This window comes from Serratia nevei, assembly GCF_024160145.1.
In the GTDB taxonomy this organism is placed as follows: domain Bacteria; phylum Pseudomonadota; class Gammaproteobacteria; order Enterobacterales; family Enterobacteriaceae; genus Serratia; species Serratia nevei_A.
On the sequence record NZ_JAMYWQ010000015.1, the window covers coordinates 1 to 13,208 of the forward strand.

The 13,208-nt window shown below is 60.9% G+C and carries 10 protein-coding genes, 1 tRNA gene and 1 other RNA gene; 11 read left to right on the forward strand and 1 reads right to left on the reverse strand.

What is annotated here, in order from left to right; genetic code table 11:
* Window positions 1–559 precede the first annotated feature (559 nt).
* From bglF to M6G53_RS12260, 3 genes are all read left to right on the forward strand, one after another.
* Entirely contained in the window at window positions 560–2,422 is a 1,863-nt protein-coding gene (gene bglF, locus M6G53_RS12250; protein WP_253331780.1) for a PTS beta-glucoside transporter subunit IIABC, read from the forward strand.
* A 14-nt stretch (window positions 2,423–2,436) separates the two neighbouring features.
* Complete coding sequence (locus tag M6G53_RS12255; RefSeq protein ID WP_253331782.1) at window positions 2,437–3,840, forward strand: glycoside hydrolase family 1 protein; 1,404 nt, start codon at window positions 2,437–2,439, stop codon at window positions 3,838–3,840.
* Between the two features lie 128 nt (window positions 3,841–3,968).
* Window positions 3,969–5,363: a carbohydrate porin gene (locus M6G53_RS12260; RefSeq protein ID WP_253331902.1), complete on the forward strand. Its 1,395-nt coding sequence runs from the start codon at window positions 3,969–3,971 to the stop codon at window positions 5,361–5,363.
* On the opposite strand, the gene M6G53_RS12265 is transcribed toward M6G53_RS12260, so the two are convergent.
* On the reverse strand, window positions 5,364–5,963 hold the full coding sequence (locus M6G53_RS12265) for an HD domain-containing protein (protein WP_253331784.1): 600 nt from the start codon (window positions 5,961–5,963) through the stop codon (window positions 5,364–5,366).
* 96 nt (window positions 5,964–6,059) lie between these two features.
* Between M6G53_RS12265 and M6G53_RS12270 the strand changes: the two genes are divergently transcribed.
* From M6G53_RS12270 to M6G53_RS12305, 8 genes are all read left to right on the forward strand, one after another.
* Complete coding sequence (locus tag M6G53_RS12270; RefSeq protein WP_253331786.1) at window positions 6,060–6,524, forward strand: MarR family winged helix-turn-helix transcriptional regulator; 465 nt, start codon at window positions 6,060–6,062, stop codon at window positions 6,522–6,524.
* Between the two features lie 160 nt (window positions 6,525–6,684).
* Window positions 6,685–7,110 carry an organic hydroperoxide resistance protein gene (locus tag M6G53_RS12275; protein WP_253331788.1) on the forward strand — a complete coding sequence of 142 codons (426 nt, stop codon included), beginning with the start codon at window positions 6,685–6,687 and terminating at the stop codon, window positions 7,108–7,110.
* Window positions 7,111–7,333: 223 nt separating this feature from the next.
* Window positions 7,334–9,028 carry a kdo(2)-lipid A phosphoethanolamine 7''-transferase gene (gene eptB / locus M6G53_RS12280; protein WP_253331789.1) on the forward strand — a complete coding sequence of 565 codons (1,695 nt, stop codon included), beginning with the start codon at window positions 7,334–7,336 and terminating at the stop codon, window positions 9,026–9,028.
* Between the two features lie 118 nt (window positions 9,029–9,146).
* Window positions 9,147–9,737, forward strand: coding sequence for a response regulator transcription factor UhpA (gene uhpA, locus M6G53_RS12285; RefSeq protein WP_123893069.1), 591 nt, complete (start codon window positions 9,147–9,149; stop codon window positions 9,735–9,737).
* A complete protein-coding gene (uhpB, locus tag M6G53_RS12290; RefSeq protein ID WP_253331791.1) occupies window positions 9,734–11,278 on the forward strand; it encodes a signal transduction histidine-protein kinase/phosphatase UhpB in 1,545 nt (514 codons plus the stop codon). Before uhpA ends, uhpB begins: the two co-directional genes overlap by 4 nt.
* Window positions 11,279–11,373: 95 nt before the next feature.
* Window positions 11,374–12,705 (forward strand): MFS transporter, encoded by a 1,332-nt coding sequence (locus M6G53_RS12295; protein ID WP_253331793.1) that lies wholly within the window; start codon window positions 11,374–11,376, stop codon window positions 12,703–12,705.
* A gap of 120 nt (window positions 12,706–12,825) precedes the next feature.
* Window positions 12,826–12,902 (forward strand) — tRNA-Pro (locus M6G53_RS12300).
* 34 nt (window positions 12,903–12,936) lie between these two features.
* A non-coding RNA gene (locus tag M6G53_RS12305) (RtT sRNA) lies at window positions 12,937–13,066 on the forward strand.
* Window positions 13,067–13,208 lie beyond the last annotated feature (142 nt).

Below are 13,208 nucleotides of genomic sequence, written 5' to 3' on the forward strand. Positions count from 1 at the left end.
TTGTGCAGTATTGGATAAAAACATAGCTATCTCCCGCCGATAATTTTCATATCAGATCGGGAACAGGTGAAAAGATTCAAAAAAATCCCCAGACAACTGACCTGGGGATTTGTGTAGAAGAGACAGGTGGTAGCGGGCGGAGGCGCGTATCGCTTTAGCTTGATAGTGAATTATTAGGTTAGTTAATCTTATGATTCTGTCGCAGAGGGAAGCGACTCCTCTCTACTATCGCCTGCGCGATATATCACCGCGGCGCTGAAGCCGATAGAGGGCAACCGGCCTTATTTGATATCTCAGAACGGTTTTGCCCGCCCGATCACAGTTCGGCAATTTGCCGGCGCAAAGCCTTGCCCAGGTAAAATCTGCGGTGTTAACGTCATAACTCAACCGATTTAGGGTTGTTACTGCTACGGCAGGCAAAACCTAAACCTCGCGTTTCTGTTCCCCGATGGGGCAGAGGCCGCGAGGTTTAGGTTTTTTTTTTTGCGCCGAATTCCGCCTCAGCGCCAGGCCAGCGCGGGGAGGGGAGCGGCAGAACGCGAAGTCTAAGGATAACCGTATGAAATATGACACATTAGCCAGTGAGATTTTGGCCGGCGTCGGTGGCCGCGACAATGTGAAAAGCCTGGTGCACTGCGCCACCCGTCTGCGCTTCAAGCTGCGCGACGACAATCGTGCCAACGCGGCAGCGCTGAAGAAAAACCCCGGCGTCATCATGGTGGTGCAGAGCGGCGGCCAGTTCCAGGTGGTGGTGGGTAACCACGTGGCGGAGGTGTTCGACGCGGTCAACCGGGTCGGCGGGCTGGCCGAGGGCGCGCCGAGCGACGACGCGGGCGGCAAAAAAGACAACCTGCTCAGCCGCTTTATCGATCTGGTGTCCGGCATTTTTACCCCGTTGCTCGGGGTGATGGCCGCTTCGGGGATCCTGAAAGGCTTCCTGGCGCTGAGCCTGGCCTGCGGCTGGCTGCTGGAGAGCGGCGGCACCTTCAAAATGCTGTTCGCCGCCAGCGACTCGCTGTTCTACTTCTTCCCGATCATGCTCGGCTACACCGCCGGGAAAAAATTCGGCGGCAACCCCTTCGTCACCATGGCGATCGGCGGCGCGTTGACGCACCCGCTGATGATGGCGGCGTTCGAAGCGGCGCAGCAGCCGGGCGCGGTGCGCGAATATTTCTTCGGCATCCCGCTGACCTTCATCAACTACAGTTCGTCGGTGATCCCGATCATCTTCGCGGCCTGGGTGTCCTGCCGCCTGGAGCCGCTGTTTAACCGGGCGATCCACAGCGCGCTGCGCAATTTCATCACGCCGCTGCTGTGCCTGGCGATCACCGTGCCGTTGACTTTCCTGCTGATCGGCCCGGCGGCGACCTGGCTCAGCCACCTGCTGGCCAACGGCTATCAGAGCATTTACGCCTTTAACCCGATCATCGCCGGCGCCTTTATGGGGGCGATGTGGCAGGTGTGTGTGATCTTCGGTCTGCATTGGGGATTGGTGCCGTTGATGATCAATAACCTGAGCGTGCTGGGGCGCGACACCATGGTGCCGCTGCTGCTGCCGGCGGTGATGGGGCAGGTCGGCGCCACGCTGGGCGTGATGCTGCGCACCCGCGACGCCAGGCTGCGGGCGCTGTCCGCTTCGGCCATCGGCGCCGGAATTTTCGGCATCACCGAACCGGCGGTGTACGGCGTGACGCTGCCGAACAAACGCCCGTTCATCTTCGGCTGCATCGGCGGCGCGCTGGGCGGTGCGGTGATCGGCTACTTCCATACCTCGGTCTACTCGTTCGGCCTGGTGAGCGTATTCACCTTCGCGCAGATTATCCCCGGCGGCGGCATCGACGCCACGGTATGGGGCGCGATCGGCGGCACCCTGCTGTCGTTCGTGTTTGCCGCGCTGGCCAGTTACCTGTTCGGCGTTGCGCCGGCGGAAGACGCGGCGCAGCCTGAAGCCGACGCGCCGCTTAACCGCAAACAGGCCATCCTCAGCCCGATCGCCGGCGACATCGTGCCGCTGGATCAGGTGAACGACGCGACCTTCGCCAGCGGGCTGCTGGGGAAAGGGGTGGCGATCGCGCCGCAGCAGGGGCGCGTGGTGGCGCCGGTGAGCGGCAGCGTGGCGTCGCTGTTCAAAACCAAACACGCCATCGGTATCGAATCGGACGACGGCGCGGAGATCCTCATCCACGTCGGCATCGATACCGTGAAGCTGGACGGGGCGCATTTCACCGCCCACGTGCGGGAAGGCGAGCGGGTCGCCGTGGGCGATCTGCTGATCGAGTTCGACCAGGCGGCGATCCATGCCGCCGGCTATGACACCACCACGCCGATCATCATCAGCAACAGCGATGACTACGTGGACGTGTTGACCAGCGGCCTGTCTCCGGTGCAGGAACAGGCGCCGCTGCTGACTTTATTACGTTAATTGAGGAGCAAGCGATGAACGGCAAGTTTCCGCAACATTTTCTGTGGGGCGGCGCGGTAGCGGCGAACCAGGTGGAAGGCGCATATCAGGCCGACGGCAAGGGGCTGTCGACCTCCGATCTGCAGCCGCAGGGCATCTTCGGCGCCATCACGCCGCGTACGGCGGGCGACAGCGGCATCAAGGACGTGGCGATCGATTTCTATCACCGCTACCCGGAGGACATCGCGCTGTTCGCCGAAATGGGCTTCAAGTGTCTGCGCACCTCGATCGCCTGGACGCGCATCTTCCCGCAGGGTGACGAAGAGACGCCGAACGAAGCCGGGCTGGCGTTTTACGATCGGCTGTTCGACGAGATGGCAAAGTACGGCATTCAGCCGCTGATCACGCTGTCGCATTATGAGATGCCTTACGGCCTGGTGAAGCACTACGGCGGCTGGGGCGATCGGCGCACCATCGATTTCTTCGAGCGCTATGCGCGCACGGTGTTTGAACGTTATAAGCACAAGGTCAAACACTGGCTGACCTTCAACGAAATCAACATGTCGCTGCACGCGCCTTTCACCGGCGTCGGCCTGCCGCAGGAGAGCGACAAGAGCGCCGTCTATCAGGCGATCCACCATCAGCTGGTGGCCAGCGCCAGAGCGGTGAAGGCCTGCCACGAGATCGTGCCGGAGGGCAAAATCGGCAACATGCTGTTGGGCGGCATTCTGTATCCGCTGAGCTGCAAGCCGGAAGATCTGCTGGAAACCCAGCGGCAAAACCGCGACTGGCTGTTCTTCGGTGACGTGCAGGCGCGCGGCTATTACCCGGCCTATATGCAGCGCTTTTTCCGTGAAAACGGCATTCAGGTGGCGATCAGCGAGGAAGATCGGCAAACGCTGCGCGAAACCATCGATTTCATCTCGTTCAGCTACTACATGAGCGGCTGCGTCACCGCCGACCCGGCGCAGTACGAAACGGCGCGCGGCAACATCCTCGATATGGTGCCGAACCCGCACCTGGCCAGCTCGGAATGGGGATGGCAAATCGACCCGCTCGGGCTGCGCTACCTGCTCAACGTGCTCTACGACCGCTATCAGAAACCGCTGTTCATCGTCGAGAACGGGCTGGGTGCCAAAGACCGCGTCGAGGCCGATGGCAGCATCCACGACGACTACCGCATCAACTACCTCAATGACCATCTGGTGCAGGTGGCGGAAGCGATCGACGACGGCGTCGAGGTGATGGGCTACACCAGCTGGGGGCCGATCGATCTGGTCAGCGCCTCGAAGGCGGAAATGTCGAAGCGCTACGGCTTCATTCACGTCGACAGAGACGATGCCGGCAACGGTAGCCTCGAGCGCCGCCGCAAGAAGAGTTTCTACTGGTATCGCGATGTGATCCACAGCAACGGCGCCAGCCTGAAAACCCGAAGTTAACCCTTAAGCCCGGCGGCAAACGCCGGGCGCTAACCTAAACGTTATTCGCTGCTGTTCATGATGGGAAATTCTCTCCCAGGGAATGCTGTTGCCCGCAGTCAGCCATTATGCGGAGAAATATAATAATGATGAAAAGCTTATTACCTCGTTCCATCACCCTGGCGGCGCTGGCGCTGCTCTGTAGCCAGGCGCAGGCGGAAACGCTGCAAACCGGCAAGGACGTCGAAGCGCCCACCGCCAAATGGGAAGGGGTGGCGCTCGGCTTTGAGCCGCCGCAGCCCGGGCTGTTGGGGGATATGCTGGGGATCAGGCCGATCCTGGAGGATCACGGCTTTCACTATAATCTCGGCTACCTCAGCCAGCTGTCGTATAACGCCGGCGGCGGTTATAACCACGATAAGCAGGCGTCGTACATCGACCAATTCTCGTTGACCTTCAGCCAGGATTTGCAGGCGCTGACCGGCATTCCGGACGCGGCGATCGAAGGCAATATCGTCAACCGCAACCATGACAACAACCTGACCCGCGATCGGCTGCAGGATCCACGCGTGGGGCTGACCGATCTGTCGCAGGAGAGCTTTGGCGGGCAGTCGATTACCCGGCTGGGCTGGTTGACCTTCAGCCGCTCCTTCCTCGACAGACGGCTGCAGTGGCGCATCGGCATGATGAACAAGGTGCAGGATTTCGATCAGATCATCCCCTGCGATTTTCAGACGCTGACGCTGTGCGGCGGCAAGTCCGCCAACTCACTGACCTGGTACAACTGGAACGTGCATTACTGGGGCACTACGCTGCAATACAAGCTGACCGACGGCCTGACGCTCAAGGGCGGCGTGATGGAGCAGAACCCGAGCGCCCCCAGCCGCAGCCACGCCTGGAGTTGGTCCACCAAGGGCAGCAAAGGCTTCCTGTTGCCGATGGAGCTGGAGCTGAAAACCCACGCCGTCAACCAGCTGCCGGGGGTGTATAACCTGGGCGTGCTGTTCACCAACGCGCGCCAGAGCGATCTCTATGAAGGGGTGTCCGGCGGGCCGGGTGCCAGCGATCCGCAGGGCTATCGCAGCCACGATCGCACCTGGTTCCTGTATACCGGTTTCAACCAGCAGGTAACGCGCCATGCGGACGACGTCAACCGCGGCTTGAGCGTGTTTTACAGCCTGGGGCTGGGGGATCAGCGCAGCAACTATCTGCACTGGTCCACTTCGACCGGCATTCGCTATCGCGGGCTGTTCGATGCGCGGCCGGACGACTGGCTGGGGCTGGGCGTTTCGGTGGTGAAGCTGAGCGACCGCTACAAAGATAATCAGCGTTATCTCAACCAAATCAACGGTATCAGTGATTATCAAGACCCGAACTATCGGCCGGTGCCGGGCCACTCGGTGACGGCAGAGCTGTATTATCGCGTTAACGTCACGCCGTGGCTGCAGCTGCAGCCGGGCCTGCAATACTGGCATCACCCGGCGGGCGTCAGCGAGACGCAGGACGCCTGGGTGACGGCGTTGAAAACGGTGGTGACCTTCTGATCAGGCCGCGTCGCTCTCGCGGTAGCGTTGGCGGGCGTGTTCGAACCAGCTGGCGGGCACGTTGTGCGGCGGCTGCTGCAACCTGAGCAGCCCTTGTTCAACGATATGGCTGGCCTGGCGCCACAGCGTCGGGTCGCCTTCGGTCAGCACCTCCAGCAGGCGCTGCTTCTCGATAAGATAGGTTTGGGCGAAGTGGCTGTCGTAGTCCAGCAGCGAGCGGGTGTTGTCGATCAGATCCGCCAGCTTGATGGTTTTGGCCTGCGGTGACGCGCCGGCGCTGTGGCGCCGATCGCGGTTTTTACGCTCGAAGCGGTTGCCGTCCTCGGCGTGGCTGACGTTGGTCAACATTCGCACCAGTTCCGCCACCTTCGGCCCGAAGTGGCTGTCGATATCGGCGAGGGTGGTGGGCGTGTCTTCCACCGTGTCATGCAGCCAGGCGGCCGCCAGCATCTCTTCGGTGTGCGGCACGCTGCGCACCAGCTCCATCACCGCCTGCGGGTGGACAATATAGGGGTCGTTGGTGTATCTGCGGCGCTGATCGATGGCCGCATGCGCCTTGGTGGCGTAGCGGCGCGCGCGTTCTGCAAGCGTGTTCGTCATTTCCATTCCCTCCGAGCATCCTCTGCATGAAAAAATGTAGCATACCTCACAAGAAATAGCTTGCGATTACATCGTGCGCTATCTATATTCACAAGCATGAAAAGCACCGATACCGAACAACCCAGGGCGAAGAACCTGCTGCAGCTCGATCAGCAGCTGTGTTTCGCGCTGTACTCCGCCAATCTGGCGCTGCACAAAGTCTACCGCAAGCTGTTGAGTCAGCTCGAACTCACCTATCCGCAATACCTGGTGATGATGGTGCTGTGGGAGCGCGATCGGGTGACGGTATCGGATATCGGCGAGCGGTTGTTCCTCGATTCCGCTACGCTGACGCCGCTGCTGAAGCGGCTGGAAACTGCCGGTTTGCTGGTGCGTTATCGCGCCACCACCGACGAGCGGCAGGTGATCATCGCCCTGACCGAAGCCGGCTGCGCGCTGCGCGAGCGGGCGCAATCGGTGCCTGAGGCGGTGATGTGCGCCACCGACTGCAGCCTGGACGAGATCGTTTCGCTCAAACAGCAGCTGGAAAAGCTGCGCGGCAGCCTGATCGACCAGATTTGACCCGCCGCCGCCGGACGCAAGAACGGCGCGGGTGGTCTACACTATTGAGTAAGTGCAAAAAATAAGTAGTGCGCGATTTAATCGCAAAAGATAAATATGTGACCGGCTTTACCTCGTGGAAGCCGTAGTCATCTCGCCAACCAGCAAGAAGGAATGAACGATGTCTATTGAGAAAGTGGTTTACCGCGCTCACGCCACCGCAACCGGCGGCCGCGACGGCCGTGCGACCTCCTCCGACGGCGTGTTGGACGTGAAACTGGGCGTGCCGAAAGAGATGGGTGGCGCCGGCGGTGAAGTCACCAACCCCGAGCAGCTGTTCGCGGCCGGTTACTCGGCCTGCTTCCTCGGCGCGCTGAAGTTTGTCGCGGCGAAGGAAAAGGTTAAAATCCCGGCCGAAGCGAAGATCGACGGCACCGTCGGCATCGGTGAGATCCCGAACGGTTTTGGTATCGAAGTACAGCTGGATATTTCGCTGCCGGGCATCGAGCGCAGCGTGGCGGAAGATCTGGTGAAAAAGGCGCACGTGGTGTGCCCATACTCCAACGCCACCCGTGGCAATATCGATGTAACTCTGCACGTTAAGTAAGCGTTTTGCCGACATTCGGTAAAAAATGGAGGGTTTACCCCTCCATTTTCATGTCCCCCGCCTGAAAACAGTTCACAAAAATGGCAAAAAATGTCCGTTTTGTGAGAATTCTCTTGATTGTTGCCTGCAAAACCACGCTTATTGCCGCTTGGCTGAACCTGCAGCCGCATTGACTGTCTGAAAAACTCAGAATTGCTATCGCCCTCCGGAGCCACCGCACTACATGAACAAAATAAAATCGCTATCACAGCAGAATTTATCGTTATTGTTAGCGATCTATATCGGCATCTTTTTAAACCTGTCCGTTTTTTACCGCCGTTTTGACTCGCTTGCGCACGGCATTCAGGGGATTAAGCTTATTTCGGCGGTGACGGAAGTGATCGCCATCGTTTTATTTACTTTCTTTATCATGCGATTGGTGTCGCTCGGCGGCCGCCTGTTTTATCGCATCGTCGCTTCGCTGCTGGTGCTGATTTCGGTTGCCGCCAGCTACTACATGACGTTTTTCAACGTGGTGATCGGCTACGGCATCGTGGTGTCGGTGATGACCACCGACATCGATCTGTCGAAAGAGGTGGTTGGCCTGCACTTCGTGCTGTGGATGGTGGCGCTCAGTGCCTTGCCGCTGCTGCTGATCTGGAAAAACGGCCTGCGTTACACCCTGATCGAACAGCTGAAAACCCCCGGCCATCGCATCAAGCCGCTGCTGGTGTTGCTGGCGGTGGTGGCGCTGGTCTGGCTGCCGCTGCGCATGCTGGACGACGAGCAGAGCGTGCAGGAGAAACTCGCCAACGTCGATCTGCCGAGCTACGGCGGCGTGGTGGCGCACTCGTATCTGCCGTCCAACTGGCTGTCGGCGCTGGGGCTGTTTGCCTATACCCGCTATGACGAAAGCCAGGACCAGAGCACGCTGTTCGATCCGGGCAAACACTTCACCTATGTCCCGCCGGCGGATATCGACGACACCTACGTGGTGTTCATCATCGGCGAAACTACGCGCTGGGATCACATGGGCATGCTGGGCTACGAGCGCGATACCACGCCGCGGCTGTCGAAAGAGAAGAACCTGGTGGCGTTTCGCGGCGAGTCGTGCGACACCGCTACCAAGCTGTCGCTGCGCTGCATGTTCGTGCGTGAAGGCGGCACCGAGGATAACCCGCAGCGCACGCTGAAAGAGCAGAACGTGTTCGCGGTGCTGAAAGAGTTGGGCTTCTCTTCCGAGCTGTTCGCCATGCAGAGCGAGGTGTGGTTCTACAACAACACCGAAGTGAACAACTATTCGTTCCGCGAGATGATCGCGTCCGAGAAGCGCAACGACGGCAAGGCGGTCGACGACATGCTGCTGGTGGACGAAATGAAGGAGTCGCTGGCGCGCTATCCGAAGGGCAAGCACCTGGTGATCCTGCATACCAAAGGCTCGCACTACCTGTACTCGCAGCGCTATCCGCGCAGCTATGCGCGTTATCAGCCGGAGTGCATGGGGGTGGATGACTCTTGCACCAAGGCGCAGCTGATCAACGCGTTCGACAATACGGTGCTGTACACCGACAGCTTTATCAGTAATGTGATCGATCAGGTGCGCGACAAGAAGGCGATCGTGTTCTATGCCGCCGATCACGGCGAGTCGATCGGCGAGAATACGCACCTGCACGGCACGCCGCGCGAAATGGCGCCACCGGAGCAGTTCCGCGTGCCGATGATCGTATGGGCATCGGACAAGTTCCTCGAGAACCCGCAGCACCTCAGCGCCTTTGAGCAGCTGCAGGCGCAGCAGCGCCTCGGCAAAACGCATCGCCACGTCGAGCTGTTCGACACCATCCTCGGTTGCCTCGGCTACACCTCGCCGAACGGCGGTATCGTGGATAAAAACAACTGGTGCTCTCTGCCGCAGCATAAAACGGCGCCCGCTCGCCTGTAATCCTTCCCGCCGGGTGCCTTGCGCACCCGCTCATTTCACTCAATACATTCTCTTCATCAATTATTCCGGTGTGTGCATACGGTATACTTGCGCACTTCCCTTCTAACCGGAGATTTCCATGACCCTGCGCGTGGCGTTTATCGACGATCATGACATTGTGCGCTCGGGCTTTGTGCAGCTGCTGTCGCTGGAGGCCGATATTCAGGTGGTGGGCGAGTTCAGCAGCGCGGCGCAGGCGCGTGCCGGCCTGCCGGGGCTAGAGGCGGAAATCTGCATCTGCGATATTTCGATGCCGGACGGCAGCGGGCTGGATCTGCTGGCGGACATTCCCTCCGGCATCCGCGTGGTGATGCTGTCGATGCACGACAACCCGGCGCTGGTGGAAATGGCGCTGGAGCGCGGCGCCAGCGGCTTTCTCTCCAAGCGCTGCAAACCGGAAGATCTGATTACCGCGGTGCGTACCGTCGCCGGCGGCGGCGTCTACCTGATGCCGGAAATCGCCCAGCAGCTGGCGCGGGTGAAGGTGGATCCGTTGACCCGCCGCGAGCGCGAGATCGCACTATTGCTGGCGCAGGGCCAGGAGGTGCGCGAGATCGCCACCGCGCTGGGGCTGTCGCCGAAGACGGTGCATGTGCATCGCGCCAACCTGTTCGCCAAGCTGGGCATCAACAATAACGTCGAGCTGGCCAGACGGATGCTGAATCTGTGACGCAGCGTCTGATCACCCAGCTGGCGCTGTTTTTCATCTACGCCGCCAGCGCGTTTTGCCTGTGGGGCATTGGTACCGCCCTGATCGACCCGCCCTGGCAGGCGCTGCTGCTGTTCCCGTTTGGCCTGCGCATGGGCATTTTGCTGCAGAGCCCGTATCGTTTCTGGCCGGGGATCCTGCTGGCCGATCTGCTGCTGATGGCGCTGCTGGCGGACCAGTTCGGCTACGGCCCGGCGCTGTGGGCGTCGGTGGCGGTGCTGGTGTTGACCGTGTTGCTCAGCCTGGTGGCCTCGCCGTGGCTATTGCGCCATCAGCAGAGTGACAGCGAATGGCGTTGGCCGCTGTTGCAGGGCGCGGTGGTGGTGGCCGCCGCCTTGCTGCAGGCGCTGGTGTGGCAGCTGGTGAGCGGCGAAGGCGCCCGCGCGCTGCTGCTCGGCCTGACCGGCGGTTTCACCATCGCACCGACCTGCCTGTTGTTGTGGCACTATCTGGCGCGCCAAATCTGGGTGCCGCTGGAGCCGGGGCTGATCCACAAGCCGGTGGAGCTGCGCCTGGGCCACCTGGCCGGCTATCTGCTGCTGTTTGCGTTCAGCATCTGGCTGCAGCAGCAGGTGAACGCCGCCGAGCTGCGCCGTTTCGCGCCGTTCTGCCTGGCTATTCCCATCGTGTTCATGTCTTACCGCTACGGCTGGCAGGGCGCGCTGTTGGCGACGCTGCTCAACGGCGTGGCACTGATGGTCAACGAGCCGCCGCAGCCGGAGTCGCACCGCGATCTGCTGCTGTCGCTGCTGGCCCAAAGCCTGACCGGGCTGCTGTTGGGGGCCGGCATTCAGCGCCAGCGCGAGCTGAATCAGCAGCTGCGGCTGCGGCTGGCGGAGAACCGCCAGCTGGCGCGGGCGCTGGTGACCGCGGAGGAGCAAACCCGGCGCGAGGTGGCGCGCGAGCTGCACGATGAGGTGGGGCAGACCATCACCGTGATCCGCACCCAGGCCAGCATCGTCAAACGCCTGGCGCCTGAACCGGCGGTGATCGGCTGTGCCGATGCCATCGATGCGTTGGCGCTGCGGGTCTACGACGGGGTGCACGACGTGCTGACTCAGCTGTGGCCGGCGGCGCTGAACAACCTGCCGCTGTCGGCGGCGGTGGCGGCGATGCTGCGGGAGTCGCTGCCGCAGGATGCGTCGCTGGTGAGCAGCCTGCAATGGCAGGTACCGGACGAGCTGCTGGATGAAACGCTGAAAATCACGCTGTACCGGGTGTGCCAGGAGGGGGTGACCAATGTGTGCCGCCACGCCGGCGCCAGCCGCCTGGAACTGGACGCGCGCCTGCAGCCGCGCAAAGGCGCCGCGCCGCTGATCGCCCTGACCATCCGCGACAACGGCGTGGGTTTCGAGGCGGAAAACCATCAGCCGGGGTATGGCCTGCGCGGCATGCAGGAGCGCATCAGCGCCCTCGGCGGCAGCCTGCGGTTCACCGCTGAACGGGGCGCCTGTTTGAGTGTGATCTTGCCCACAGTTTCACCGGCGCAAACGCAAAACTAGGAAAAACTCCTAACCGCGTCGGGAATCCGGCGTAAGCCTCCCGCGCGCGCGAGGAGCATCATAGCGGCACTTTATTCAATCCTCTGAGGTTCCATATGTGGTCTTTCCTTAAAAGCCGCTCGGACGCGCCGCAGGTCACCGATCAACGGCAGATCGACGCCAGCTACAAATACTGGCGCATCCAGCTGATGTGCACCATGTACATCGGCTACGCCGCGTTTTACTTCACGCGCAAAAGCTTCAACTTCATCATGCCGGCGATGCTGAGCGATCTGGGCCTGACGATGTCCGACGTCGGCATCCTCGGCACGCTGTTCTACATCACTTACGGCTGCTCGAAATTCATTTCCGGCATGATCAGCGATCGCTCCAACCCGCGTTACTTTATGGGGCTGGGTCTGATCATGACCGGGGTGCTGAATATCTTCTTCGGCCTCAGTTCGTCGCTGCTGATGCTGGGCACGCTGTGGATCCTCAACGCCTTCTTCCAGGGCTGGGGCTGGCCGCCGTGCTCCAAAATCCTCACCAGCTGGTATTCGCGCTCCGAGCGCGGCAGCTGGTGGGCGATCTGGAACACCTCGCACAACGTCGGCGGCGCGCTGATCCCGCTGCTGGTGGGCTTTATCTCGCTGCACTTCAGCTGGCGTTACGGCATGATCATTCCCGGCATCATCGGCGTGGTGCTCGGCCTGCTGATGTGCTGGCGCCTGCGCGACAAGCCCTCCACCCTGGGGCTGCCGAGCGTCGGCAAATGGCGTAACGACGCCATGGAGCTGGTGCAGGAATCGGAAGGCCAGGGGCTGAGCAACCGCGAGATCATCAAACGCTATGTGCTGACCAACAAGTACATCTGGCTGCTGGCGGTCTCCTACGTGCTGGTGTACATCGTGCGCACCGCGATCAACGACTGGGGCAACCTCTACCTGACGCAGGAAAAGGGCTATTCGCTGATGACCGCCAACTCGGCCATTTCGCTGTTTGAAGTGGGCGGCTTTATCGGTTCGCTGGTGGCCGGTTGGGGCTCCGACAAGCTGTTCCGCGGCAACCGCGGCCCGATGAACCTGATCTTCGCCATCGGTATCTTCCTGTCGGTGGCGGCGCTGTGGCTGATGCCGGGCGTGACCTACCTGCTGCAGGCCTGCTGCTTCTTCGCCATCGGCTTCTTCATCTTCGGCCCGCAGATGCTGATCGGCATGGCGGCGGCGGAGTGTTCGCACAAGGATGCGGCGGGCGCGGCGACCGGTTTCGTCGGCCTGTTCGCCTACCTGGGCGCGGCGCTGTCCGGCTACCCGATTGCGCGGGTGATGGAGATCTGGCATTGGAACGGCTTCTTCGTGGTGATTTCCATCGCCGCTTGCCTGTCGGCGCTGTTCCTGCTGCCGTTCCTGCGTGCGCAGACGCCGGCGCTGAAACCGGCCAAAGCCTGAGTGAAATACGCTGCGCAACCCCCGGCGCAGCGTATTATGGCGCTTTTATCACCACTTGAAATGCAGGGGAAAAAAAGTGATTGACGCCTATAACCGCCAGCAGTAAGATGCGCCCCGCATCGGCGAGTAGCGCAGCTTGGTAGCGCAACTGGTTTGGGACCAGTGGGTCGGAGGTTCGAATCCTCTCTCGCCGACCACATTCGAAAAACCTGCTTTTTAAAGCAGGTTTTTTTTCGCCCGTCGTTTAAGAGGATGAGCACCTCCGCAGGAGGTTCGAGTCTCGCGAAGCGAGACAACGTTGCTTCAGCAACGGCCCGCAGGGCGCGCATCAAAGATGCGCGTAATCCTCTCTCGCCGACCACATTCGAAAAACCTGCTTTTTAAAGCAGGTTTTTTTTCGCCCGTCGTTTATGGGGATGAGTATCTCCTCCGACATTGCTGGCTTCGCTTTATGGCGTGCCTCAATCTGCCGCCCTCGTGAAATATATTTATCCTTTACGCTT

Excerpts from the sequence above, each read along its gene's own strand:
- bglF (WP_253331780.1), top strand. The coding sequence starts at position 560 with ATGAAATATGACACATTAGCCAGTGAGATTTTGGCCGGCGTCGGTGGC.
- M6G53_RS12255 (WP_253331782.1), top strand. The coding sequence starts at position 2,437 with ATGAACGGCAAGTTTCCGCAACATTTTCTGTGGGGCGGCGCGGTAGCG.
- M6G53_RS12260 (WP_253331902.1), top strand. The coding sequence starts at position 3,969 with ATGAAAAGCTTATTACCTCGTTCCATCACCCTGGCGGCGCTGGCGCTG.
- M6G53_RS12265 (WP_253331784.1), bottom strand. The coding sequence starts at position 5,963 with ATGACGAACACGCTTGCAGAACGCGCGCGCCGCTACGCCACCAAGGCG.
- M6G53_RS12270 (WP_253331786.1), top strand. The coding sequence starts at position 6,060 with ATGAAAAGCACCGATACCGAACAACCCAGGGCGAAGAACCTGCTGCAG.
- M6G53_RS12275 (WP_253331788.1), top strand. The coding sequence starts at position 6,685 with ATGTCTATTGAGAAAGTGGTTTACCGCGCTCACGCCACCGCAACCGGC.
- eptB (WP_253331789.1), top strand. The coding sequence starts at position 7,334 with ATGAACAAAATAAAATCGCTATCACAGCAGAATTTATCGTTATTGTTA.
- uhpA (WP_123893069.1), top strand. The coding sequence starts at position 9,147 with ATGACCCTGCGCGTGGCGTTTATCGACGATCATGACATTGTGCGCTCG.
- M6G53_RS12295 (WP_253331793.1), top strand. The coding sequence starts at position 11,374 with ATGTGGTCTTTCCTTAAAAGCCGCTCGGACGCGCCGCAGGTCACCGAT.